Origin of the sequence: Xenorhabdus sp. KK7.4 (assembly GCF_963876465.1) — a bacterium.
Taxonomy (GTDB): Bacteria; Pseudomonadota; Gammaproteobacteria; order Enterobacterales; family Enterobacteriaceae; genus Xenorhabdus; species Xenorhabdus stockiae.
The window spans coordinates 14,220-39,725 of record NZ_CAWNQF010000024.1 but is presented as its reverse complement, the minus strand read 5'-3'; the positions used below and the strand labels follow the sequence as shown (position 1 = coordinate 39,725).

26 protein-coding genes and 1 pseudogene are annotated in these 25,506 nt (G+C 39.9%); 21 read left to right on the top strand and 6 right to left on the bottom strand.

What is annotated here, in order from left to right:
• Positions 1–511: 511 nt before the first annotated feature.
• Together mdtJ and mdtI are read left to right on the top strand one after the other, a co-directional pair.
• Complete coding sequence (gene mdtJ / locus AACS90_RS03890; protein WP_099121778.1) at positions 512–868, top strand: multidrug/spermidine efflux SMR transporter subunit MdtJ; 357 nt, start codon at positions 512–514, stop codon at positions 866–868.
• A 1-nt stretch (position 869) separates the two neighbouring features.
• The gene (gene mdtI, locus AACS90_RS03885) at positions 870–1,202 is read left to right on the top strand and encodes a multidrug/spermidine efflux SMR transporter subunit MdtI (protein ID WP_099121777.1); all 333 of its coding nucleotides are present in this window, start codon (positions 870–872) and stop codon (positions 1,200–1,202) included.
• 94 nt (positions 1,203–1,296) lie between these two features.
• Here mdtI and AACS90_RS03880 read toward each other — a convergent pair whose 3' ends face one another.
• Positions 1,297–1,641 (bottom strand): RidA family protein, encoded by a 345-nt coding sequence (locus tag AACS90_RS03880; protein ID WP_099121776.1) that lies wholly within the window; start codon positions 1,639–1,641, stop codon positions 1,297–1,299.
• A gap of 391 nt (positions 1,642–2,032) precedes the next feature.
• Between AACS90_RS03880 and AACS90_RS03875 the strand changes: the two genes are divergently transcribed.
• The 3 genes from AACS90_RS03875 (at position 2,033) to AACS90_RS03865 (ending at position 5,512) form a co-directional block, all read left to right on the top strand.
• The gene (locus AACS90_RS03875) at positions 2,033–3,949 is read left to right on the top strand and encodes an ATP-dependent DNA helicase (protein WP_099121775.1); all 1,917 of its coding nucleotides are present in this window, start codon (positions 2,033–2,035) and stop codon (positions 3,947–3,949) included.
• Positions 3,950–4,013: 64 nt separating this feature from the next.
• Positions 4,014–4,709 carry a tRNA (adenosine(37)-N6)-threonylcarbamoyltransferase complex dimerization subunit type 1 TsaB gene (gene tsaB, locus AACS90_RS03870; RefSeq protein ID WP_099121774.1) on the top strand — a complete coding sequence of 232 codons (696 nt, stop codon included), beginning with the start codon at positions 4,014–4,016 and terminating at the stop codon, positions 4,707–4,709.
• 206 nt (positions 4,710–4,915) lie between these two features.
• Entirely contained in the window at positions 4,916–5,512 is a 597-nt protein-coding gene (locus AACS90_RS03865) for a Slp family lipoprotein (protein WP_099121773.1), read from the top strand.
• Between the two features lie 50 nt (positions 5,513–5,562).
• On the opposite strand, the gene AACS90_RS03860 is transcribed toward AACS90_RS03865, so the two are convergent.
• Positions 5,563–6,729: an MFS transporter gene (locus AACS90_RS03860; protein WP_099121772.1), complete on the bottom strand. Its 1,167-nt coding sequence runs from the start codon at positions 6,727–6,729 to the stop codon at positions 5,563–5,565.
• 624 nt (positions 6,730–7,353) lie between these two features.
• Here AACS90_RS03860 and fadD point away from each other — a divergent pair.
• The 4 genes from fadD to rnd all read left to right on the top strand — a co-directional run bounded on the left by fadD (position 7,354) and on the right by rnd (position 12,582).
• Complete coding sequence (gene fadD, locus AACS90_RS03855; RefSeq protein ID WP_099121771.1) at positions 7,354–9,033, top strand: long-chain-fatty-acid--CoA ligase FadD; 1,680 nt, start codon at positions 7,354–7,356, stop codon at positions 9,031–9,033.
• A 278-nt stretch (positions 9,034–9,311) separates the two neighbouring features.
• Positions 9,312–9,872 carry an Ail/Lom family outer membrane beta-barrel protein gene (locus AACS90_RS03850; protein WP_099121770.1) on the top strand — a complete coding sequence of 187 codons (561 nt, stop codon included), beginning with the start codon at positions 9,312–9,314 and terminating at the stop codon, positions 9,870–9,872.
• Positions 9,873–10,348: 476 nt separating this feature from the next.
• Entirely contained in the window at positions 10,349–11,116 is a 768-nt protein-coding gene (locus tag AACS90_RS03845; RefSeq protein ID WP_099121769.1) for a Thoeris anti-defense Tad2 family protein, read from the top strand.
• A gap of 305 nt (positions 11,117–11,421) precedes the next feature.
• Positions 11,422–12,582, top strand: a complete 1,161-nt coding sequence (gene rnd / locus AACS90_RS03840) for a ribonuclease D (protein WP_099121768.1) — start codon at positions 11,422–11,424, stop codon at positions 12,580–12,582.
• Between the two features lie 92 nt (positions 12,583–12,674).
• On the opposite strand, the gene minE is transcribed toward rnd, so the two are convergent.
• Genes minE through minC form a run of 3 tightly spaced genes read right to left on the bottom strand, consistent with a single transcriptional unit; the run spans position 12,675 to position 14,467 of the window.
• Complete coding sequence (minE, locus tag AACS90_RS03835) at positions 12,675–12,944, bottom strand: cell division topological specificity factor MinE (RefSeq protein WP_099121767.1); 270 nt, start codon at positions 12,942–12,944, stop codon at positions 12,675–12,677.
• Between the two features lie 3 nt (positions 12,945–12,947).
• On the bottom strand, positions 12,948–13,760 hold the full coding sequence (gene minD, locus AACS90_RS03830; protein WP_099121766.1) for a septum site-determining protein MinD: 813 nt from the start codon (positions 13,758–13,760) through the stop codon (positions 12,948–12,950).
• A 23-nt stretch (positions 13,761–13,783) separates the two neighbouring features.
• Complete coding sequence (gene minC / locus AACS90_RS03825; protein ID WP_099121765.1) at positions 13,784–14,467, bottom strand: septum site-determining protein MinC; 684 nt, start codon at positions 14,465–14,467, stop codon at positions 13,784–13,786.
• Positions 14,468–14,601: 134 nt separating this feature from the next.
• On the opposite strand from minC, the gene AACS90_RS03820 reads away from it, so the two are divergent.
• The 6 genes and pseudogenes from AACS90_RS03820 to AACS90_RS03795 form a co-directional block, all read left to right on the top strand.
• A complete protein-coding gene (locus tag AACS90_RS03820) occupies positions 14,602–14,874 on the top strand; it encodes a YcgL domain-containing protein (RefSeq protein WP_099110141.1) in 273 nt (90 codons plus the stop codon).
• A gap of 61 nt (positions 14,875–14,935) precedes the next feature.
• Complete coding sequence (locus AACS90_RS03815; RefSeq protein WP_099121764.1) at positions 14,936–16,021, top strand: lytic murein transglycosylase; 1,086 nt, start codon at positions 14,936–14,938, stop codon at positions 16,019–16,021.
• 49 nt (positions 16,022–16,070) lie between these two features.
• Positions 16,071–16,727 (top strand): fumarylacetoacetate hydrolase family protein, encoded by a 657-nt coding sequence (locus tag AACS90_RS03810; RefSeq protein WP_099121763.1) that lies wholly within the window; start codon positions 16,071–16,073, stop codon positions 16,725–16,727.
• Between the two features lie 18 nt (positions 16,728–16,745).
• Positions 16,746–17,183 carry a YcgN family cysteine cluster protein gene (locus tag AACS90_RS03805; protein WP_206601840.1) on the top strand — a complete coding sequence of 146 codons (438 nt, stop codon included), beginning with the start codon at positions 16,746–16,748 and terminating at the stop codon, positions 17,181–17,183.
• A 579-nt stretch (positions 17,184–17,762) separates the two neighbouring features.
• Positions 17,763–18,032: a hypothetical protein gene (locus tag AACS90_RS03800; RefSeq protein ID WP_099121762.1), complete on the top strand. Its 270-nt coding sequence runs from the start codon at positions 17,763–17,765 to the stop codon at positions 18,030–18,032.
• Between the two features lie 52 nt (positions 18,033–18,084).
• Positions 18,085–18,171 (top strand): annotated as a pseudogene (locus AACS90_RS03795) (lysis protein); the annotation flags it as partial.
• 695 nt (positions 18,172–18,866) lie between these two features.
• Here AACS90_RS03795 and AACS90_RS03790 read toward each other — a convergent pair.
• Positions 18,867–19,232, bottom strand: coding sequence for a LecA/PA-IL family lectin (locus AACS90_RS03790; protein WP_099121760.1), 366 nt, complete (start codon positions 19,230–19,232; stop codon positions 18,867–18,869).
• 824 nt (positions 19,233–20,056) lie between these two features.
• On the opposite strand from AACS90_RS03790, the gene AACS90_RS03785 reads away from it, so the two are divergent.
• The 6 genes from AACS90_RS03785 (at position 20,057) to AACS90_RS03760 (ending at position 25,475) form a co-directional block, all read left to right on the top strand.
• On the top strand, positions 20,057–20,233 hold the full coding sequence (locus AACS90_RS03785; RefSeq protein WP_193757179.1) for a hypothetical protein: 177 nt from the start codon (positions 20,057–20,059) through the stop codon (positions 20,231–20,233).
• 4 nt (positions 20,234–20,237) lie between these two features.
• The gene (locus AACS90_RS03780) at positions 20,238–21,299 is read left to right on the top strand and encodes a hypothetical protein (RefSeq protein WP_099121759.1); all 1,062 of its coding nucleotides are present in this window, start codon (positions 20,238–20,240) and stop codon (positions 21,297–21,299) included.
• Positions 21,300–21,731: 432 nt separating this feature from the next.
• Positions 21,732–22,763: an oxidoreductase gene (locus AACS90_RS03775; protein ID WP_099121758.1), complete on the top strand. Its 1,032-nt coding sequence runs from the start codon at positions 21,732–21,734 to the stop codon at positions 22,761–22,763.
• A gap of 125 nt (positions 22,764–22,888) precedes the next feature.
• Complete coding sequence (ghoS, locus tag AACS90_RS03770) at positions 22,889–23,188, top strand: type V toxin-antitoxin system endoribonuclease antitoxin GhoS (protein ID WP_099121757.1); 300 nt, start codon at positions 22,889–22,891, stop codon at positions 23,186–23,188.
• A 317-nt stretch (positions 23,189–23,505) separates the two neighbouring features.
• Entirely contained in the window at positions 23,506–24,726 is a 1,221-nt protein-coding gene (locus AACS90_RS03765; RefSeq protein WP_099121756.1) for a tyrosine-type recombinase/integrase, read from the top strand.
• Complete coding sequence (locus AACS90_RS03760; protein WP_099121755.1) at positions 24,723–25,475, top strand: DUF6387 family protein; 753 nt, start codon at positions 24,723–24,725, stop codon at positions 25,473–25,475. Before AACS90_RS03765 ends, AACS90_RS03760 begins: the two co-directional genes overlap by 4 nt.
• The last annotated feature ends 31 nt before the right edge of the window (positions 25,476–25,506 follow it).

The window sequence follows — 25,506 nt, the reverse complement described above, 5'->3', positions numbered from 1 at the left end:
AAATGTTATTAAATCTGGCCGCGTTAGCGGTCAGATCCTGCTTGCACTATCCATATATTGTTTAAGCTAACTCAAATGAGTTAAGTGATTTCATTAATTGTGTTTATTGTTTGAATATGCTAAAAATAGAGCGCAATCAGTTACACCACTAATATGAGGGTTCGTAGTATATTACACAGTGATTTCCGTGTGATGAAAGAATAAAACATCATGAATAGCGCCAAAAGCGTAAAAATCCAACGTAGTACCAAAATTCAAAGCAATACCCACGTCTTATTCCTCTCAGCTATTTTATCCAGCGAACACTACTGGTGCGGCGCACTTTAGCTTCTTTTTTCTCCTATTAACCGGTTTGTTCCGGAAAATTCTAGCGACTTTTTAGCCAATTATTAGTCAACTAATTATGTGCCAAAATATCAGGCTTCTTTTGATATCGCATTTTTAGGTGATGTTATTGGCATGAATAGTTTGATGTTTTGGCATGCCTATTCGGTATGTTTGGGAGAGAAAAATGATTTATTGGATATTTCTTGCACTGGCGATTGTGACAGAGGTTATTGGTACGCTGTCCATGAAGCAAGCCAGTATTTCAGGTGATTTCACCGGTATGTTTGTGATGTATTTCATGATCACAACGTCTTATATTTTATTAGCAATAGCAGTTAAAAAAGTTGCTTTGGGTGTTGCTTATGCTTTGTGGGAAGGGATCGGTATCCTGTTTATTACAGCGTTTAGTGTGTTGTGGTTTGATGAATCATTGTCACCGATGAAAGTAGGTGGGTTGTCACTGCTAATAATGGGTATTGCACTTATCAAAGCCGGTGCAAAAAAAGCACCAAAACTCCAGATGAAAGAGAAGGAGGCATAATATGCTGGCGCATTTTGAATGGTGGCATATCGCTTTTCTGATTCTGGCTGTTTGTTTAGAAATTGTGGCAAATATTTTGTTGAAACTATCCAATGGATTCGAGCGCTTCTGGATTGGTATTTTATCGCTGGTGGCTGTTTTAGGTGCATTCAGCGCACTGGCACAAGCGGTAAAAGGTATTGAGCTTTCCATTGCATATGCGCTTTGGGGAGCATTCGGAATTATTGCCACAGTTGCAGCGGGCTGGATTATGTTTAACCAGCGTCTGAATTTTAAGGGATGGGGAGGAATTGTGTTATTGTTGATCGGTATGGTTATGATCAAAATGGCATAAATTCAGCTTAAACCTGACTGCTAAAATGGCATTGAATAAATTAACAATTTTCAATGCCATAAATTTTATTTCAGTATTAGAACAATATTAGAGCTTAACAAGCTGCAATAATTTTGATTTCCACTTTGTATTTTGGATGCATCAGCCCAGCCTGAACAGTGCAACGTACAGGAGCATGGCCTGCAACAACCCAGTCATCCCAAGCGGCATTCATGCCTGCAAAATCGGCTTTATCAGCCAGAAAAATTGTTGCATCAATGATTTTACTTTTGTTTGAACCCAAACGTTGCAACATAGCATCAATGTCAGACAGTGTACTGGCGGTCTGCGCTGTGATATCACCATCCAGATTTTCTGGCACACTGGTATAATAAATTGTGTCGTTGTGGATAACAGCTTCTGACCAACGGGTATCTGGGTCAATGCGTTTAATAGTCATTTAATTTCCTGTCGATTGGTACAATTTTGATCCTGAATTGGCGGGTTATTGCCCCCTGTAAAAGGTCTATGGAAATAAACCCGTAGCACATTTTATCCTGATAGGGGATGTTCATTATTGTGATGTCATAACCTGTTGTCCAGTTCCGTCTGCAAGCTCTTTATTATTGGGATATATCAGGACGTAATGTTTGCGAGAAATGTCTGGGATTAAAGTTAATATTTATCCATTCCCTGAGTGATAAAAGAGAGCTGCTAATACATACTGTCATTTTGCGCTGTGCATCTGCAGACTAGCGGCATTTTTAGGTGAAATGAATTATCCTGATCTTAATTTCTATGTTTATATTGTGATTTTTAAATCAATCTTATTCTATTAAAAGAGACGATCTGTGTCAGACGATTTTGCAGAGAATGGCATACTTGCCAAAACCATACAGGGCTTTAAACCCCGCGATGCACAACGGGAAATGTCTTCTGCGATTACTGCGGCAATTCAAAATAAGCAACAGTTAGTGGTAGAAGCAGGGACAGGAACGGGGAAAACTTTTGCCTATCTGGTGCCTGCATTGCGGTCGGGCAAGAAAGTGATTATTTCCACGGGTTCAAAGGCGTTACAGGATCAACTCTATAGCCGGGATTTGCCTGCTATTACTGATTCGCTGGCATTTTCCGGTCGTCTGGCACTGCTAAAAGGACGTTCAAATTATTTATGCCTTGAGCGCCTTGAACAGCAATCAATCGGTGGCTCTCAACTTGAGCCAGAAACACTCTCAGAAATAATTACGCTGAAAAATTGGTCGTCACAAACTGAAGATGGTGATATCAGTACCTGCCATAAAATTGCGGAAGACAGCACTGTCTGGCCGTTGGTAACAAGCACTAATGATAACTGCCTTGGTCGTGACTGCCCGAATTATCAGGAGTGTTTTGTATTGAAAGCCCGCCGTAGGGCGATGGAAGCAGATATTGTCATCGTCAATCATCATCTGTTTATGGCGGATGCGGTTGTCAAAGATACCGGATTTGGCGAATTAATTCCGCAGGCGGAAGTGATGATTTTTGATGAGGCGCACCAAATTCCTGATATCGCCAGCCAGTATTTTGGGCAGCAGTTAAGCAGCCGACAATTACTGGATTTATCCCGGGATATCATCATGGCTTACCGCACGGAAGTCAGGGATCAGGCTCAGTTACAGAAAAGTGCGGATCGTCTGAGCCAGAGTACGCAAGATTTTCGTTTAGAACTCGGAGAAAACAGTTATCGTGGTAATCTCCGTGAAATTTTGCAGCAGCAACATATTAAGCGGGCATTGGTGCGGCTGGATGATGCACTGGAACTTTGTTATGACGTTATGAAACTGTCACTGGGGCGTTCAGCAATGCTGGATGCAGCTTTTGAACGGGCTACAATCTATCGTAACCGTCTTAAAAGACTGATTGATGTTACTGTGCCTGATTATAGCTACTGGTTTGAAAGTTATGGGCGGCACTTTTTGCTGGCTTTAACGCCTCTGTCTGTCTCTGATAAATTCAGTGAAATGATCCGTGAACAATCCGGTTGTTGGGTTTTCACATCAGCAACGTTGTCAGTTAACGAACAACTCGAACATTTCACCGCGCGTCTGGGGCTAAAACAGGCTCAAACTTTGCTCCTTCCCAGCCCGTTTGATTATCAGCGCCAAATGTTGTTGTGTGTTCCGCGTCATTTACCACTACCTAATCAGAATGGTGGGGCGAAATGGTTAGCAGGTATGTTGAAACCACTGATCGAAAGTAATAAAGGGCGCTGTTTTTTCCTGTGTACTTCCCATCAAATGATGCGCAGTTTGGCTGAGGAATTCCGTGCAAGTATGACATTACCTGTATTGGTACAGGGCGAAACCAGTAAGGGAAAATTATTGTCACAATTTCTCGCAGCAGGTAATGCTCTGCTGGTGGCTACCGGAAGTTTTTGGGAAGGCGTGGATGTGCGAGGTGATGCACTATCCTGTGTCATTATCGATAAATTACCCTTTACGGCGCCGGATGATCCGCTACTTAAAGCGAGAATCGAAGACTGTCAGCATAAAGGGGGAGATGCTTTCAGTGAAGTTCAGCTGCCTGATGCCGTACTTAGCCTGAAACAGGGAGTCGGGCGTTTGATTCGTGATGTTGATGATTATGGCGTGGTAGTTATTTGTGATAATCGATTAGTCATGCGCCCTTATGGTGAAGTCTTTCTCAACAGTCTGCCTCCATCTCCCCGTACTCGGGATCTGTCGAAAGCGGTGGAATTTCTTAAATCCCGTCAATCACAGTCGAAGTAAAATCTCTGGGGGTATGATAGCATAGCCCCCTTATTTCGAATTCTATTCTTGCCGGAGTTAAGGCATGTCCACACGGATTTTAGCTATTGATACTGCAACTGAAGCATGTTCTGTTGCACTTTGGAATGATGGTCTCATCGAGGCGCAGTTTGAAATTTCCCCACGGGAACATACTAAACGCATTCTACCTATGGTGGAGGCGATATTGTCCAAAGGTGGTATAAAGTTACAACAATTGGATGCACTGGCGTTTGGCAGAGGGCCGGGTAGTTTTACTGGTGTGCGTATTGGAGTGGGGATTGCTCAGGGGCTGGCCTTAGGAGCTGATCTGCCAATGATAGGTGTTTCTTCCCTGAAAACAATGGCTCAGGGAGTATTCCGTCTTAAAAATATATCGAATGTCTTGGTTGCCATTGATGCCCGTATGGGAGAGGTTTATTGGGCACAGTATACCCGTGATGAACAGGGTATATGGTCGGGGGATGAAACTGAATCTGTGTTAAAACCTGAGCAGGTACAGGCCATTATGTCTAATTTAACAGGGGAATGGGCAATAGCTGGAACGGGATGGGAAGCTTATCCTCAATTACTGGAAAGCCACTTAACTTTAATTCCGGGAGATATGGCGTTACCTCATGCAGAAGACATGCTGCCGTTAGCCGTTCAGATGTGGAAAGAGGGGGAGGCAACCGCAGTTGAGCTGGCAGAACCCGTTTATCTACGTAATGAAGTCACATGGAAAAAATTACCGGGCCGTTAAAATTGTTCAGGTAACTTTAGGGGAGAAAGTTGCATAAATTTAATGCAACTTGTAGCGGAAACTGGTGTCCATGAAATATTGATATCCATAAAAACAGGACTGGCTATACCCACCGTCTTTCAGGTTGAATCTTAGCCAAAGAAGAGGCAATCTGAAAGACGAAGAAGTCGCATTCTCTGATTTTTCCTGCATGGGAGGTATTTATTATGCTCAATGGAACATACTGTCGGGTCATATTGCAATCTATTGTATTTATGGGGGCAATGGCACTCATCGGTTGTGCATCAGTTCCGGACTCAATAAAAGGAGCGACTAAACACCCGGAGGAAAACCTGATTAGTGTCAAAAACAAACCCGATTTATATGTTGGGCATGAAGGGCGCTTTGGTGGAAAAGTCCTAAGCGTCTTAAATGAAAAAGGACGGACACGGTTAGAAATTTCAACAATGCCACTGGCAAGTAATGCTGCTCCTCTTATTGGTTCCCCTTCACTCGGCCGGCTTTATGCTTACGTGAATTCTTTTCTGGAACCCACCGATTTCAAGAACCATTATGTGACTGTTGTCGGCTTGATTACGGGAATAGAAAAAGGAAAAGTCGGGGATAGCCCATATAACTATGTTGTGATGAATGTTAATGGTTTTAAACGCTGGCATGAAATAAGACGTATTTCATTACCACCTTCAGTAGGAAATATGTGGGGTTATTATGGTGATCCCTATTTTAATGAATGGATAGAACGTCCAGAAATTCAGTCTGCGCCTGTTGAAACTATCTTGACTGAGAAACATCCAGCCGAGTGATAAAGGTGGTCTCATATTTGTAACAAATATGGGGCCATTTTAAATAAGTACTAAATTTTATTATTACAAGACTGGAGTCGTAAAGAAAAATATATTACAAACAAAAGGATAGTGAAAATCATGAAAATATTAATTAATTGATGAAACTCAGTTATATGAAATAAATCAAAACACATCATAAATACGCCGGTGAAACTCATTTTTAATGCACCCTGTAAAGCACTGGCAGCACCTTTGTTCTTGGTTACATTCTCCATGCACAAAATCAATGATAAAGGTGCAGTAACACCTGATACAGTGGCTAATAAAAAAGAGAATATCATAATATTAATGGGTGTTTCTAAGTTTTGTAATGAAAAAAAAATAAGGATAAAGCTATAAAATATGAGTGATAGTAAATAGAGTTTTTTAGACGTTATTCTTATAAATTGCCTTCCTAACAACCATGATCCTAAAATAATTCCAGCAGAATAAATAATGAAGAATAGGCTGTTTTCTATCGGGCTGTAACCAAGTTTATGGAAAATATAAGGAGAGGTGGAGTAATAGCCTATTGTATAAGAAAAGATGAGTGATGATGCAATGCTGAATGCAATAAATTGTATATTTTTTGCCAATTGAATATATGGTGTCAGGAACGCTGATAGTTTTGGTTCCTTTTTCCTCGTTTCATCCATTATGAGTAAGGTAATAATTAAACCAAAAAAATAAATAACAGCCAGTGTAAAAAAGGATATATGCCAGTTATATTTCATTTGTAGCCATCCTCCAAAGACAGGGGCAAGAGCCGGAGATAGCTGGCTGGACATTGAAAAATAAGAAAATGCTTTTTTTAATTTTATATTTTCCTGAAAGACATCAACGATAATAGCCCTTGAGATAACAGTAAAACTAGCAGCACCAAATGCTGTGATTATTCTGGACAAATAGAGGTAACTGATTTTTTCACTATAGCCTGATAAGAACAGCCCAATAATAGAAATGGCAAACCCGATAACAACAGCAGGCTTTCTGCCATAGTAATCACTGATGCTGCCATAAAAAAACTGAGAAATACCCAGTATTGCCATATAAACTACAATTAAATTTTTGATGCTTTCTTGTGAAGTATTGAGTTCTTTTAAAATAAAAGGTAGTGAAGGATTAAAAAAATCAACAGCCATTAAACCAACAACGAGTAAAAAGCATGAAAAAAGAATTGTTTTTTGTTCGTTCATTAAAATACCTTCATTTCTATCGACTCGTACATGTAAGTTTTATTGCTAATGACAAAATACCCACCTGATTGCAGATGGACGATCAATGAATAAAATGACCTTGTCCTAATATAGTGAAAAAATTATCAATACAAGATAAACAATACCGAAGCGTTTATTAGGTCAAGATGTGTACACAATGGATTTCAGAATACGTGGCGGTGGCAAGGGAGCCCATCTTAGGGAGAGTAGTTAACGCATTATTTTGTTTAAATATTAAACAGGAACATGCGAATAACCCTTAATAATTATCGGGCATTGGTTTACATTGTTTATAACTATTTGGAATAATGATATGGGTTTTCGGCAAAAATAGCTAAATCAGTGTATAATTAGTGAATTATACATCTAAATACTAGTTTTGGTATTAACTATTTGATAAATAATAAAAACATACAGGCGGCATAAGCTGCCTTATTTTTTAGCAGCGATAATGAAGTATTAAATTAGTGATGTGTATCGCCAACCTGAACAATGTTCCTTTTCAAACTGGTACGCTGAGTTAATAATTTGTTAAATACACAGGTCTGGTTTTTGTTTCATGGTCAATGGTTACACAGCAATTAGATTTCAGGAGTACTCAACTTGGAAAAAGTCTGGCTAAAACATTATCCGGCGGATGTTCCGGCAGAAATCGATCCCGATCGTTATTCATCATTGATTGAAATGTTTGAAAATGCCGTGGCGAACTATGCTGATCAGGTCGCATTTATTAATATGGGTGAGGTTCTCACTTTCCGCAAACTGGAAGAGCGTAGTCGCGCTTTTGCTGCTTATTTACAAAATGGATTGGGGCTTAAAAAAGGCGATCGGGTGGCATTAATGATGCCGAATCTGCTGCAATATCCCATTGCCCTTTTTGGTATTCTGCGTGCGGGAATGATTGTCGTTAATGTAAACCCACTGTATACCCCGCGAGAATTGGAGCACCAACTGACTGACAGTGGTACTTCGGCTATAGTCATTGTCTCTAATTTTGCTCATACCTTAGAAAAAATAGTTTTCAATACCCCGGTCAAACATGTCATTTTGACTCGCATGGGTGACCAGTTATCCCGTCCAAAAGGGACTCTTGTAGATTTCGTCGTAAAATATATTAAACGGCTTGTTCCGAAATATCACTTGCCGGATGCAATTTCATTTCGCAGCGTTATCCACAAGGGTTATCGCATGCAGTATGTCAAACCAGAGGTAAATAACGAAGATTTGGCATTTCTGCAATATACCGGCGGTACAACAGGTGTGGCAAAAGGCGCCGTGCTGACCCACCGGAATATGTTAGCGAACCTTGAGCAGGTTAAAGCCAGTTATTCATCGTTGTTACGTCCCAAACAAGAACTGGTTGTCACGGCATTGCCGCTATACCATATTTTTGCTCTTACTATAAATTGCCTGCTGTTCACTGAATTGGGTGGCCGGAACTTATTGATTACCAATCCGCGGGATGTGAACTCAACAGTTAAAGAGCTTTCCCGTTATAAATTTACCGCACTGTCTGGTGTTAATACGTTATTTAATGCCTGGATGAATAATGCGGAATTCCAGAAACTGGATTTTTCTGCATTACGTCTGGCTGTCGGTGGTGGTATGGCAGTGCAGAGCGCGGTTGCGGATAAGTGGCAAAAACTGACAGGTTGCCATTTACTCGAAGGATATGGCCTGACTGAGTGTGCACCTTTAGTGTCTGCCAACCCATATAATCTGGATCATCATAGTGGCAGCATTGGTTTCCCGATTCCTTCAACAGATATTAGGCTGATGGATGACAGTGGGAATGAGGTTCCTATGGGAGAGGCTGGTGAAATGTGGGTTCGTGGGCCTCAGGTAATGAAAGGTTACTGGAATCGCCCTGATGCAACAGCTGAGGTATTAAAAGATGGCTGGCTGGCAACAGGGGATATTGCCAATCTGGATGAAAAAGGCTTCCTGCATATTGTTGATCGGAAAAAAGATATGATTCTGGTTTCCGGTTTCAATGTCTATCCGAATGAAGTGGAAGATGTTGTTTCATCACACCCCAAAGTATTGGAGTCAGCGGCAATCGGTGTTCCGAGCGAAAACTCAGGTGAAACTGTTAAAATCTTTGTTGTTCGTAAAGATCCTAGTTTAACTGAGGATGAACTTAAAACACACTGCCGCCGCTATCTGACCGCCTATAAGGTGCCGAAAATTATCGAATTTCGTGATGAATTACCGAAATCGAATGTAGGTAAAATTCTTCGTAAAGAACTGCGTAAAGAAGAAATAGCAAAAGCAGAAAAATAGATTAGAGAATGTTTAAGAAGCAATGTTAATTGCCTATTACATGAACAACGCCGGTTTTTACCGGCGTTGTTGTATATTACGGATATCCCGACTTACAAATTAACGAATTGTAATCTGTTAAAAAGTTATTTTTGTTGTTAAGGCAATAGTTTCGTTAACTTGTAGAGAATTACATCAAATACAACGCCTTAATTCAATTTTTCATAAAGCACAAAAAGACAAGAATAATATTTTCTGTATAATGCTTTTGCTTCATTAATTGCATTAAGGGAATAATAATGAAAAAAATAATTTTAACTTCGTTAGTTACTTTGGGACTATCAGCGGTTTCAGTAGGTGCATATGCTGCGGGTGAAAGTACAATTTCAGCAGGTTATGCGCAGAATAGTATTAAGCTTTACGGTGAAAAACCAAAAGATAATCCAAAAGGCTTTAACGTCAAATATCGCTATGAGTCCGATGATAATTGGGGGGTAGTGGGTTCATTTGTATATACGCATCAAGGATATGAATATCGTGATCGCGGTTTCAAGGTAGGTGACTCCAGTGTAAGTTACTACTCATTAACAGCAGGGCCATCCTATCGCATCAATGATTATGTGAGTGTTTATGGTTTGGTTGGTGCAGGTCATGGTGAAGCGGAGTACAGCTATCTGGAGCGGACACGCTGGGGATTAAGGAGTGAAAGTGGAAGTGGAAGCAAAACTGAACTTGCTTATGGTGCAGGTTTTCAGGTTAATCCGATCCCTAATATAGCTATTGACGCATCATACGAATATACAAAACTTGATGATGTTAAAGTTGGTACATGGATGATCGGTGTTGGTTATCGATTCTAAAATTTATAAATTGCAGAATAAACTATCTCTGACTTCGAGATATTCTTTAGAGATCAGAGGCAGGTTTTATAAACAGGTATGGCATTAATTTTTTGAATTAACTGAATAACTACTATTTAGATAATCAATATATTAATTATGTCATACCTTTTTATGGTCAGGGGTTATTGGGTGAAAATTAAGGCTATTAGAAGCCATGAAGGTATACCCTGTTTTATATTAAAAATCTTCAGGAAATAGTTACTATCTGGCTAATGGTAGATCTGACATGTCTCAGTATTAAACTTCAAATATACAACTCACTTAATCAGTCACTCGACAAACAGACATATCTTATAATACATCACCTTATTTTAATGCGTATTGATTCTGTTATAGGTGATTCAATTGAGATAAAAATCTGTCCTAAGTAATATTAACCAGCTAGTTAGCAGTAGGATGAAATGACCTTTAACGAATAATAAAGTGAGGTGTTTATGTCTGAAGTTAATAAGCTGGATAATAAAAAATGCCCGTTTGATCTTGATAAATATCAGATGAAAATTGATAACCTTGCTCCAGAAGGTTCTCTGCCGTGGGCAATAATTCAGGTGTATAAGGGAGAGATAGTAGCTCGTAGTGAGTGGGAAGCACCTGAAGAGTATATAGCGTTGACAGTTCAAAGTCCTGACAGCGCCGCTCATATTGTTAAACATGATAAATATGGCACGTCAGATTGGGTACCTATACAGGAAGAGTTGATGGCTTGTGATTGGAAATTGCAGGTGCTAACACCAAAGCCACAGCCAGCTGATTGTATGCTATCATTTTATCTTGTAGTGGGGACTGGCTCTTTTTCTAATAAGGATCAGTTGTGGGGTTATCTTGCTGATGCTGAGTTTGAACCTATGGGGGAGCATTTAGGGCCTTTCGGTACTCTGAGTAATTTCCAGAATAAAACAGATATCACAAAATTTTCGTTGCTTGTCTGGGATGGTAAGCAACAGAAGATTTTTATTCGGGCCTCTTCGGATAACAATCAACAAGGTTATCAGAAGATGGTGGAATTATTTAAGAAAAGCCTCACGATAAATGTGAGCGGTATCGATTATCAATTGGGTGGTAGCACCGATAACCATTTATATGGCAAGCATGAGTTTGAGTTTATTGGCGCGTATGGTAACGATGATGCCCAAAGATTGGGTAATCTGCTGCAACACCAAAACGCAGGTGATTTATTTCCTTATTGTTTCAACTGGAAATAGCCTGCCTGAACCTACCTTCTGAATTTTAGGCTGCGCTTCGGTGTGGCCTTTTTCGTATTTGCAGTAATCAAGTCAGCGTTTACAACTCAGAGTGATCTGGGTGGTCAACACCTATCTCCTCAACAAGCGTTTTAAAGATTTTTCTGATATTCCTCAGTGTAAATTTTTCAAAGTTGTGGCAAGTGGAAGGTATGTTTAATACTATAGAAACAGCTACCTGTGTAAAAAATATTTAGAGATTTTACTGTGTGTACATGATTGTGTGCATGTTTATGTTTTAATAGTATATATGGTTATATAAAACAATGTATTTAAAGGATACTTTCCTAAATAATTGTAATTATCAATTGATTACCTCCGATGCCCAGTTACAGTCCATCTGTGATCGGGCCAAACAACATGCAAAAATTGCGCTGGATACAGAATTTGTACGCACAAGGACATATTATCCCCAATTAGGCTTGATTCAACTGTTTGATGGGGAAGAACTTTCTCTGATTGATCCCCTTGAGATTTCTCAATGGCAGCCTTTGCGCGAATTGCTGACTGATCCGAATGTCGTAAAATTCATTCATGCTGGCAGTGAAGATTTGGAAGTTTTCTGGAACAGCTTTCAGTGCATGCCGACTCCGATAATAGATACTCAGGTATTGGCGGCGTTTATTGGGCATCCTTTGTCGTGCGGGTTTGCAACACTGGTTTCAGAATATTTGCATGTAGAACTGGATAAAAGTGAATCGCGTACCGATTGGCTGGCTCGTCCGCTCAGTGAAAAGCAATGTGAATATGCGGCGGCGGATGTTTATTATCTCTTGCCTCTGGCTGATATTCTGATGACAGCCACAGAGCAGGCGGGTTATATGGACGCAGCAAAAGATGAAAGCGAACTGATTGTACAGCGTCGCAAAGAGATCTTAATGCCGGAGTCTGCATACAAAGATATCAGCAATGCCAACCAACTACGCCCGAGGCAATTAGCCTGTTTAAAAAAACTGGCTGCATGGCGTTTAAATCAGGCTCGTGAGCGGGATTTGGCGGTTAATTTTGTTATTCGTGAAGAAAACCTGTGGCAGGTGGCGCGTTATATGCCAGCTTCACTGGGCGAGCTGGATGCTTTGGGTTTAAGCGGGCAGGAAATTCGTTGTCATGGGCGTCGGTTACTGGCAATGGTAGCAGAATGCCGGGATCTTTCAGATGAAGAATGCCCTGAATTAATTAAAAACTTAGTTGATTACCCTGAGTATCGTAAAGCGTTTAAAGAAATAAAATCATTGATAAATACGGTCAGTGAACCACACCAGTTTTGCGCTGAATTATTGGCATCCCGCCGTCAGATTAATCAATTACTTAGTGCTCACTGGAAACTGAAATCATCAGCAAATCTACCTGAGTTATTACGGGGCTGGCGGAATAAACTATTGGCTGAACAGATTGCTGAAATATTAGCTGATTACCCAGTTCAGTGATTCATTTGTCGGAACTGAAATCGGGATGTATAAACATCCCGATTACTTTCGGGAAATCACACGCTTAAATTAAATAGCACCATTTGATAGCGTTATTTTGGCGATTCCTCAATCTCCGGTAATGTTACATTGAGTTCCAGTACGGAGATATCATCATTCTTTTGCTCAAACTGTACAGAAAGCATATCCGGGTCAATTTGTACATATTTACAAATAACAGCCAGAATATCGCGTTTCATTTCGGGCAAATAGGCAGGCTCAGCATCACCACGGCGCCGCTCTGCCACGATGATTTGCAGCCGTTCCTTGGCAATATTGGCTGTCGGTTTTTTTCTCGACAGGAAGAAATCTAACAAAGCCATGCGTTACCCTCCAAACAGGCGTTTCAAAAAGCCCTTTTTTTCTTCCTCAATGTAGCGGAAAGGCCGCTCTTCACCGAGTAAACGTAAAACTGTGTCTTCGTATGCCTTACCCGCATCAGACTCTTTATCCAGAATAACAGGCTCTCCCTGGTTCGAAGAACGTAAAACAGATTGATCTTCAGGAATGACACCGATTAAAGGAATACACAAAATTTCCAGAACATCTTCCATGCTTAGCATATCGCCACGGTTCACACGACCGGGGTTATAACGAGTCAACAAAAGATGTTCTTTGATAGGGTCTTCACCTCGTTCAGCCCGACGTGATTTAGACGCGAGAATACCTAAAATTCGATCTGAATCGCGAACAGATGAAACTTCCGGATTTGTTGTAATAATAGCTTCATCGGCAAAGTAGAGAGCCATCAAGGCACCACTTTCAATACCTGCTGGTGAATCGCAGACAATAAAATCAAACCCTTGCTGAGTTAATTCATTCAGGATTTTTTCGACACCATCACGGGTGAGGGCATCTTTATCCCGAGTCTGAGAAGCAGGCAGGATATATAAATTCTCTGTGCGCTTATCTTTTATCAGCGCTTGATTTAATGTGGCGTCACCTTGGATCACGTTAACGAAGTCAAAAACCACACGGCGCTCACATCCCATGATGAGATCGAGATTACGCAGCCCGATATCAAAATCAATGACTACGGTTTTTTTCCCTTTTTGTGCGAGGCCGGTAGCAATGGCCGCGCTTGAAGTGGTTTTGCCAACGCCACCTTTACCAGATGTAACAACAATAATGCGTGCCATGAAGCGATTCCTTGTTATAAGGGCTAGATTAAGGTTTCAATAGTTAATTCATTATTTACCAGACGTAATTTCACCGCTTTACCAGCAAAATTATCTGGAATTTCATCACTGAGCCAATATTGGCCGGCAATAGAGGTTAGCTCAGCATTTAAATGGGTGCAGAAAATCTGGCTTTCTTGATCGCCAGATGCGCCTGCTAATACACGCCCACGTAGCACGCCATATATATGAATATTCCCGTCAGCGATTAATTCTGCACCAGCACTGACATTACTGGTGACAATAAGATCACTATTCGGAGCATAAATTCTTTGTCCTGAACGAACAGGCGTATTAATTATACGAGTTTTTTTGAAAATAGGTTCAGGTGGCTTATTTTCTTCAGTACGAATTTTCTGGCTTTTCCCTTCTTTTAATAAAGGGAGTTCCGATTCCAACACAATTTTCCGCTGTTCTTCATCCTGGCAGCCGCTGATGCCAACAATACGTAGCCCGCTAGATTCAACCACACGATGTAGAGCAAGAAGGTCTGCACCAGCAGGGAGATGGGATATATTGATAACAACTGGAGCATTTTTCAGGAATTCGGGCGCTTGCTCCAATTTTTCCTGTATGGCCTTTTGAATGATATCCGGCTGGTCATCATGCAAATGAACGACCGAAAGCGTAAAATTACTGCCTTTTAGCTCAATTGGCGATTGTGACATCGATATTCAGACTCAGCAAGGTTAAGTTCCATGGAACAACTCCAAGGATACGATATTCTTAAATATAATAAGCATGTTATAGTTACTGAATTATTCAAGCAAGTCGCAGTGTTAATTAAAAAGAGTTTATGACAATGATTTGTGTAATCTATAGAAGTCCAAAGCGTGAACAAACATATCTCTATCTTACAAAAAAAGGAGATTTTTCCTCTGTTCCTGAAGAGTTATTGAAAGCTTTTGGCGAGCCACAGTTTTCTATGATGATTTCGTTATCAGAAAGAAAAAAATTAGCTAATGCGGATATTGAAAAAGTAAAAGCGGCATTGAGTGAGCAGGGTTTTTACTTGCAGGTTCCCCCTCCCGTTGAAAGTTTAATCAATGAACATCTGGCAGCAGCCAAATCATGAAAAAAATCGTCATCCGAAGAGCCACAGATAGTGGCTTGATCCTGAATTAAGAGGGTGATTTATGAAATTAATCATCAAGGTACCTTTATTATTGAGTGTAATACTGCTGGCTGGGTGTATTTCACCCGATAAAAAAATACAGCAGGATTCAGGGTTGACGGTTTTATCTCAAGTGGATGTTAAGGCACTAGAACAGCAGTTTCCACGCGCTTCACGTGAATCATCGCAGTTTCCTGCTTATGTGGCTTTAATCAGGCAGCAGGCGCGGCAACAGGGGATCAGTGAGGAGACCTTAAAACGGGCATTTGCTGATATACACTTTATCCCACGGGTCATTAAATCAGATCATAATCAACCAGAGAAAAAAGCGACTCTTGATGAGTATCTGAAACGTGTTTTGCCGGACTGGAAAATAAAACAGGGCGTTGAACAATATCAGAATAATTCCCTGCAATTAGAAAGGGTCGGCCGTAAATATGGTATCCCTGAATCTTATATTGTCGCCTTATGGGGGCTGGAGAGCGGGTTTGGCCGTATTCAGGGTAAGGAAGATGTCATATCTGCATTGTCTACGCTGGCTTTTGAAGGGCGGCGGGAAGACTTCTTTATCAAACAGCTTCTGGCCGCTCTTGAGATTATGGAGAAAAAATACATTGGCGCAGACCAGACTCTGAAAGGTTCTTGGGCTGGAGCGATGGGGCAAAGCCAGTTTATGCCGACTTCGTATCTGACTTATGCCGCAGATGGTAATGGTGACGGAAAGATCGATATCTGGAACAACAAAGAAGATGTTTTTGCTTCCACCGCTAATTACCTGCATAAAGAAGGATGGCAAAAAGGGCTACCGTGGGGTTTTGCCGTTTCATTGCCGGCTAATTTTGATAAAGCGCTGGAAGGCGTTAAGGTGGAGCAGGGTAAATCGATTTCACAATGGCAGTCATTGGGTGTTTTTTCTCCTGAATTTGCACAATTACCCGCTAAAACCAACGGTTGGATTATAATCACTGATGGGGTCGAACCGCAGGCGTTTTGGGTGACGCAAAATTTCCGTACTATTATGCACTGGAATCGTTCTTACTATTTTGCCCTCAGTGTTGGTATGATGGCTGACGGTATCGAACAGAGAATGCGTCATCTCACTCATTAAATATCAGAGCCTGCGTAATCAGGCTGATGACAGTTTAAGGAAGAGTACTATGTACCAGCATAGAGACTGGCAGGGGGCACTGCTGGATTTTCCTGCTAATAAAGTTGTTTGCGTTGGCAGTAACTACGCTAAGCATATTAAAGAGATGGGTTCCAGTATCACTGATGAGCCGGTGATATTTATTAAACCCGAAACTGCGCTTTGTGATTTGCGCCAACCCATATCTATTCCGGAAAAACTGGGGGCAGTGCACCATGAAGTAGAACTGGCGGTTTTAATTGGTTCGACACTCAAAAATGCCAATGAGGAACGGGTCAGTAACGCCATTGCTGGTTTTGCCGTTGCTTTAGATTTGACACTGCGCGATTTACAGCGTGAATTTAAACAATCAGGCCAGCCGTGGGAGAAGAGTAAAGCATTTGATGGCTCATGCCCGACCTCGGGTTTTATTCCGGTTAATGTCTTTGGAGATCCACAGAACGTCCGTCTTTCTCTGACAGTAAATGGCGAGTTACGTCAAAACGGCAATACGAGTGACATGCGAACGCCAATCATTCCTTTGATTAGCTATATGTCACAATTTTTTACCCTGCGCCCCGGTGACATTATTCTGACCGGAACACCTGAGGGAGTAGGGGCTTTGAAGTCTGGTGATGTTCTGAACGTTTCTCTTAATGAACACGTTTTAACTACCAGAGTGATTTAATGATGAGGAATGGCAGTAATTATGTCCCAACCTTTCTGGCAGATGAAAACATTGGAACAAATGACCGATCAGGAGTGGGAAGCTCTGTGTGATGGTTGTGGTCAGTGTTGTCTGCACAAGTTGATGGATGAAGACACTGATGAAATTTATTTCACCAATGTCGCCTGTAATCAGCTGAATATCAAAACCTGCCAATGCAGAAATTATGAAGATCGTTTCAGTTATGAACCTGACTGTATAAAACTGACTCGTGAAAATATGGTGACTTTTGAGTGGCTACCCACAACCTGTGCTTATCGTCTGATTGACGAAGGAAAAGGCCTTTTGCCGTGGCACCCGCTAGTCAGCGGTTCAAAATCAGCCATGCACGCAGAACGCATTTCTGTCAGGCATATTGCTGTGCGTGAGGTTGATGTAGTGGACTGGGAAGACCATATCTTGAATAAGCCTGAGTAGGTAATTTACTTATTGATATAAAAGGGAATTTATATCATAAGGTAGATGCTTGGGGTATTCCACGTAGCTCCAGATGATCCCGGAGAATAGCAATCACCACCCTTTACATCAAGGGTAAACCTAAATTCTAGGTCGAGCGCTTTAAATAACGGGAGAGATATTACTATTTCCAAAATTTGCCATATTATTTTCAGTTATTTATTTGGTTGACGTATTTTATAAATAGAGTTTTTGGTTTTGATATATCCATCAATTTTATAAGTTTCGGCGTTCTGCAATAATGAATTGATTATTGCAGTGCTGTCATAAAATCATTGATTGCTGTTATTGAATATCTTTTCGAATGCTACTGATTTTTCTTCGTTATTTTTATAGAAGTCAGTTAATTCTATTTCGTCAGTATATTCTTGTGATAATTTACTTAAAAATCAGCGGATGAGGATTCTTCTTTAAATTCATTTTTCATTTCTGGTCTCCTGACTTATTACTTTACTGTATTAGGCGTACAAAATTTGATGATTTAAAAAAATACATTAGGAGTAGTATTTAAAAACCATTTCTAAAAAATAGAGGTGATATATGGTATGGGTAGTTGATGACGAACGTGCCGAATGGGCACAAATACCACGTGCTGCCGAAAATAAATATGATGAATGGGTGAGAATTATAGTAGAAAATAATAGATCTCCAAGTGATGCTGCACGTGATATAGGAGACTCCAATTTTAAAATGTTGAGCGGTGCAACCGAACTATATACCATCAGACTTAGTCAGAGGCACAGAGTTTTATTTACAATAGATAGTGTCAATGAAGTAGTTAGGGTTCTCCAGGTGGGTGGTCATACTTAGCAATGTTGGCTACCTAATAAAAACCGACTGTCGGGTCATTAATAGGTGACCAGCTATCAGAAATCCTTGGTTACTCAGAGAACGCATTGTAACCTCAGAGCAAATGATTCTGGGGTTGCAGGAGTATATCAGGGCGCAGCGTGGTGAATTGGAAAGAATAAAAGGGAGGTCGAAACACTTCCACCTCCCTCAGTTTTATGATGAACAAGTCCCTCCCGGATATAGTGAGCATACAAGTTGACAGTCTCTATATTCTGGGCTGTTAGGAGCGTATAAATCTGAACAAATATTGGCATAAGTCTGCATTGAGGCTAAAAGAGTCGTGCCAGCCACTAGGCAAAGAAGAACGTATTTTCTCAAAGGTATCCCCCACATCGGTTACATCATTACTATCGAAAAAACTGGTAAATTTAATAAACCCATCACACTGCAACAACAAGCGAATAATTCTTAACAATTAGTTACCTATTGAAATTAAAGTCAATATTTCTTCACCCATTCCCTGAGTGGTTAAAGGAATATCCAAGCCATCACATCCCGTGGTCTTATATCTGAATTTCACCTTGCATTAGCACGCGCATCCAAAGAACAACAACAGGCTGGAACTCATCTTCCTTGATGACAAGGTGAATAAGGGCGGTAGTATCATGTTTGTGAGCCGTGCAATATTCCCGCAGGTTATCGTTCGGATGTCCATATTCAGATGCCGGAGAATTCAGTGTGGAATGTGAAGCAGAAGATGGTAGAGGCTGCCACTGATAGTGAACAAGGCTGAGCAGATGGAGTAATGGTATGATTAACCCGCAGAAAATTGCGGGTTAGAATTTTAGTTATTTATTTTATTTCTTGGAGAGGAGAATAACGCGACTCTATTTTAATGTTGACATAAAAGTCACCGGAATTATCTTCATAATGAGTATCTAAAAATAAAAGAATTAATTCTCCATCGGTGGGAATAGTTCTGTGAAGTACACCGTTGCCAATTTCATAGGTCTTATCACCAATTTTTGCAGCTAAAGCACCTCCCGGAGGGTTAGGTGGAACCCCTTGAGGGGCAGACCAAGGATTCGGTCGGTTATCATTGGCATACTGTACCCATCCTGACGCAATAACAGAGATCACATCCCCTTTTTTGAGTACAAGTCCCGTAGGTTGACCTTGTTGAAGTTTTCCAGACACAGTTCCAGACCAATCATACATAGCATTACCTCCAATATCTTTTTATAACTTTCTGAGGGCGATGTTTCTCCACCGATGAATATTAATAAATGGATTCATCAGTAATGGAGAACACGCTTTATTTTTTAGTTCAGTGGGTGGGCTACATGTTTTGGTTCTAGGATGACATGGAATAACTGGTAGTAAATTAATGAAATTTGTATGGCTATTGTTAAGAATGAATGCATAGCAAACTCTACAGCGACAATTAATTAAAAAATAATCTGGTTCTGTTGGCTTTATCAAAAAATGATTGGTTTAAAAAATAATCTATTACATATTAAAACTCTTCTGGATTGTACTGGTTTGGATATTTTCAATTATTTATTTTGTTTAATGAATACCTTGATTTCGCTCATGTAATTAACTCTATTTTTAATAAATTATTAAGTTAAGATGGTACTTCTGATGTAAGAGTGCCAAAGCTACGGTTCTGTATACCTCGTAATTTTATCTAGAGAAGTATAAACACCAAAGAACCTTTCAGACTATCGTGGGCTGAATAATATTCCCGAATTAACCTTAATTACAACATCTTTCCCTTAATAGTGTGAATAAATTATAAATATCCTGCTGTATTACATTAAATGTTACTGGTGAAATAAAATTTATTAATATCTTATATTTTATGCTTCTGTTATAAAAGTATGGCCGTGGAAAATGCTTATACCACGGATAGAAATAGAAACTCACCAAAATAGACTTTCCGTGTTGTTAAACCTGATAAATGATGTTTACAGGCGGAGAAGTATCAACCGCCTTCATATTACTTAACAATGTATTTGTTGATTAAATGAGGGTTACAAATGAATTCTCAAAATAATAAACCGAATAAGACGACGAAAAAAGATGATGTGCTCCCTGATAGCTCAATCAGGGAAAAGCAGACTGTCACACGAAACCAAGCCGAAAACAGTGTCAGTAATATCTTTGGCTTTGGCTATTCACATGCCAACTTCTTTAACAGCCATTTCGGAGCTTAATACCATGACAAAACAATTTAAAGTTCCTTTTGCCGCGCAAGGAGATAGAGTTTCTGTACCTGATGAGGCCCAATCAGAGGGGGCTGTCTCATATGCTAAAGGGTACGGTGCTGCATACGGGCTTGACCAAAATGAAGATCCTACAGCAAGGGAGATTGAACGTGAAAAAATGAATGGCATTTTTCACGATATTACGGAAGCAGTGGGCGAGATTCAGACTTTTGGTGCATCACAGTGGGCTATAGAAGGCCAGCCTTATCCTTTGCGTGGGTTGGTTTACCATAAACAAAAACTCTGGCAATCCCGTATTGATAACAACAAGGAAGAGCCAAAAACAGGGAATGCCTGGGTGGAGTTAAAAGCTGATCTGACTGCCGATGATGTGGGCGCTTATAGTAAAGCCGAATCTGATGGGCGATATGAATCCAAAGGGGTGAGCTATACAAAGGGAGAATCTGATGGGCGATATGAATCCAAAGGGGTGAGCTATACAAAGGGAGAATCTGATGGGCGATACGAATCCAAAGGGGTAAGTTATACGAAAGGAGAATCTGATGGGCGATACGAATCCAAAGGGGTAAGTTATACGAAAGGAGAATCTGATGGGCGATACGAATCCAAAGGGGTGAGTTATACAAAAGCCGAATCTGATGGACGATACGAATCCAAAGGGGTGAGTTATACAAAAGCAGAATCCGATGAACGATACCAATCTAAAGAGGCATTAAAAAATATTAGGTGGGTTCCTCTACCCAAGGGGAAAATGGGATGGGGATTTCCAGGTGATCCTGGCGATGAAGGCCTTGTGGATACAATTCATTTTTCGGAAGATGTCAGGGGAAAATATTTAATATGTGGGACGTCTGGTCATTCAGTGTTTTCTGGGTATGTTACTATGTTGTTACCTGTCGGTGGGCTGGAGATAGAGTATATCTATCCACTGGGCGTTGGGGGGTCGGAGCCGAAATATTATAAGTTTGCTTTTACATTAGCTGCTGATGGTAGAAGTGCTACTAGTACTAGTCAGTCTGGGGTGTTTGTGCATAGGGTCGGGATAGTAGGCTAATATATTAGAGTAATAGAAAGCCCATTTGGGCTTTCTATTGGGTACTAAGGTAATTATTTTATTTCATCGGTAAGTTTTTTAAGAAGTAAACATTTTTAGTCTATAAAGTAAATAATAAGGTTCCTTCTTCTTTAATTTATGTTTATATAACATCCTGCCTTTTTCAGTAACAATCCGGCCATGACTTAATAAATTGAGGACATAACCAGATTAATCAAAGCGGATGATCTATCATATTTAAATCTATATGAACGATATTGGCTTATTTATACGGAAATTAATAAGTGGAAAATAAAATACTCCAAAATTTGTTAACAATTAAAATACACTGTATGCTTTAATATCAGCAATATACAAAATGCATACCTTAGTAATCCTGTATTAAAACAAAGCTAAAGTATTCGGGCCTGCTATTAAGGAGTGAACGCTAGCATGAAAGATTCCATCACCTCATTATTCAAGCCATTTGAACTAGGTACCCTGAAATTACAAAACCGTTTTGTTATGGCTTCAATAGAGCAGGAGCGCTCATTCGGAGAAGTGTCAGGGAAAAAGATGGCAGAGCACTCTTGCCAGTGTGCAACTAACGAAGGCGCTGGTCTGGTTATCACGGAGGCTTCCTATATCAATCATCCCTCCGCAGGAGAAAAAACGGATTTATCCCGCTTGGGATCTGGCTCAGAAGCATACTTTTTTGAAATGGTTAAGGCCGTACATGCTACTGGCGGAGTTATTTTTGCGCAATTATTTCATCCGGGTGCCGATGATTCAGGGCGACTTGAGCCGTCACTGGTCTGGAGCCCGTCGGGATTTTCTGCCACACGTGGCTCATATGGCAAAACCATGACGCTGGACGACATTGATGAGATTATTGCTTCTTTTGCGGAAACGGCCAGTTTTGCCCAGTCAGTAGGATTTGACGGTGTAGAAATTCATGGGGCACATGGTTATCTGATAGATCAGTTCCTTTGGGCAAATACGAACCGCCGCGAAGATGTATGGGGCGGATCCATCCGTAATCGTGCGCAATTTGCGGCGCAGATAATCGCCGCGGTGCGCAGAGCTACCGACCGTTTGTTCCCGATCTCTTTTTTATTTTCGCAATGGAAGATGGGTGCCAATAACGCGGCTATTGCAACCAGTCCGCAGGACTTAGAAACCTTGCTGGATCCGATTGTTCAGGCTGGTACAACTATATTACATGCTTCAGATGGCCATTTCGGCCAACCTGCTTTTCGGAATTCAGATCGTAGTTTAGCTGTATGGGCGAAAGAATTGACAGAACTTCCTACCATTGCAGGTGGTTCGACCGATTTGTCATTATCAGGGTGTTCAGCTTACAGTTCTGACTTAGAAGTACTGATACGGCAGTTAGATAACCAGCAAATTGACTTAGTAGCTGTCGGGAGGCAATTGTTCTCTGAACCAAACTGGGTTTCAGAACTACAGAGGATGTCGAAATAACCGCCATAAATATCCCCAATGCTTAAATTGCCATTAATGCCAAATTTCTTCTCGTTTTTCTCACTTTTATCAGAGAAGAAAAACTGATAGTTTGACTATTTGGCAGTCAAGACAAGGAAAGAGAAATGGCAAGTTATTTAGTTCGAGTAGAACTGTATGGTACGGGGTCTGCGGGATATGAAAAGCTACATAAAAGGATGGCAGGCAATCAGTTCAGTCGCTCTATACGTTTCCCCGATGGAAAGTGGCATCGCCTTCCAAGTGGAACGTATATTGGTAATTCTTCATTAGGCTCTCTTCAACTGGCAGAAAAAATCAAATCCATTGCTAAGTCTTATTCAAGCAAAGACCCTTCCATATTTGTCTGTACTTACAGTAACTGGAGCGCTGCGCTGTATATTGATAAGGAACATCCAGAAAACTGATTAATCCAGTAAATAAAAAATGGCAGTCTGAAAAACAAACTGATGTAGGTGAATTTTCTTATATTTCAAATTAATAAACCAGTAATAAATAATAGAATAGCTTCCGATTCATTGAACAAATATATAGGGATACATTGGTAAAGTCATACCATGTTGTATTACTTTATGTTTTTGTGTTTGCGTGAGGTTTTATTATTTTATTATAAATCATATAGATAATAAAAAATTACACTGTCTATTGTTCCAGTGTTTATTGACGTTTTCCCATTCTTGCAGCACACTATGTATAAATATTTGTATAAATATCTTAGGTGATCATGGCTAACGAACTAAACAAGCTCAGTGACAAAAAACTTAAGGTTTTACTTGGCAGAAAGAACGACAAGATAGAGTTTTTTGCCGATGGAGCGGGATTGAGTGCAAAAACATCTAAAGTAGGTGGCATTAGTTGGGTCTTTACATATCGGCTTGATGGTAAGAAGCTAAACCGCCTTACCATTGGTCGCTATCCTGATATGAGTCTCAAACAGGCTCGTGAAACGCGGGACAAATGCCGTAACTGGCTGGCTTCTGGTAAAGATCCAAAGCTACAGTTTGGTTTGGACATGCAGGAATCATTAAAACCAGTCACTGTAAAAGATGCTATCGAATATTGGATAGAAAACTATGGGAAAGACAACCGCGTAGGTATTGATAAACATATAGCTCAACTAAATAAGTATATTTATCCTAATATTGGGAATATGGCATTATCAGACTGTGAAACACGCTATTGGCTTCAATGTTTTGATAATATAAAAAAGAAATCTCCCGTTTCTTCTGGAATTATATTCCAATTATGCAAACAAGCCTTAACGTTCTGCCGTGTAAGGAAATTTGCTATTAGTAACGCTTTGGATGATTTAACCATTCCAGATGTAGGTAAAGTGCAAAATAAAATCGATCGGTTTTTAAGCGATGGTGAGTTGGGTCAATTATGGAAATCCATAAATACCAATACTTACATTCCTTATTACAGTAACTTATTAATAGTCTTGATTGTGTTTGGCTGTAGAACTCAAGAGGTTAGATTATCGAAATGTTCGGAATGGGATTTTAATTCCATGTTATGGACTGTTCCAAAGGAACATAGTAAGTCTGGTGGTAAAATAATTCGCCCAATACCAGCATGTATGAAACAATTTTTAGAAGAACTTATCTACCAAAACCATAAAAGCAGTTATTTTCTTGGTGAATTAAAATACGGTGCAACAGTAGCGAAATATGGGGCTAATATATGGAAAAAATTAGGCCATACGGAAAAATGGACATTACATGACTTAAGGCGCACCTTAGCAACTAAACTAAATGATATGGGCGTAGCGCCTCATGTAGTTGAACAACTGTTAGGCCATGCACTGCCGGGCATTATGGCGATATACAACAAGAGCCAATATTTAACAGAGAAACTGGACGCTTTAAACCAGTGGTGTGAACAACTGGATGTATTGGCGGGTAATTATGAAAACGTGGTTATATTAAAGACTGGGCAGAAATGAGAATTAATAAAAAAAGCGATTTACCAAAATGGTTTGAGATTGAAAAATACAATAAAATAAAAGCATTACCTGATGATGAAATTGCTTATTTAATATGCTGTAGATGCAATGACTTACTTACAGGAAGATATAACAAGGAGGGATATTTCGATAATGATTTATATTGTGGTGAGTTTTATTCTGATCGGGATGCAATGACAATAAAACAATCTGATAGTAATTTAAATATCAGCTCATCATCATCTATTACTCCTATTTCTATCGGTAATTTAAGTGTATTCATAGATGACTTGCGTGATATTAATGTTCATATCAAAAATGAAAGTGTAAAAAACAATCATCTGTCTGCATATGAAATTCACGGAATGAGCATAACATCTTGGAATGGTGTTATTTGTGGTATAAATTTAATGACACATCAAGATGAGACAATTATTGAAGATTTACGAGTGTTATTAAAAAAATGGCGAAAGGAATTAGACCTCGAAGAAACTCTGTCATTAATTAATAATTCTTGGGGAGTTATTAAAACTAAAATAATTAATTACAATATTTTCGCTTTCTTCGACTTGCAGTTATGGCAACTTGCTACAGGAAACTCAATAACCAGTGGAGTGCTATCTGTGACACTATACCCAGAAGGGGAATATGATTCTATTCAGATCGCTCAAACCATCAAACCATTTTCAGAGAAATTATTTACTTATGAAACTTTAGAAAAAATAGAGCGAGAAATTTCTAATAAATAATTGAATGATAAATTTATAAGATTAAATTATT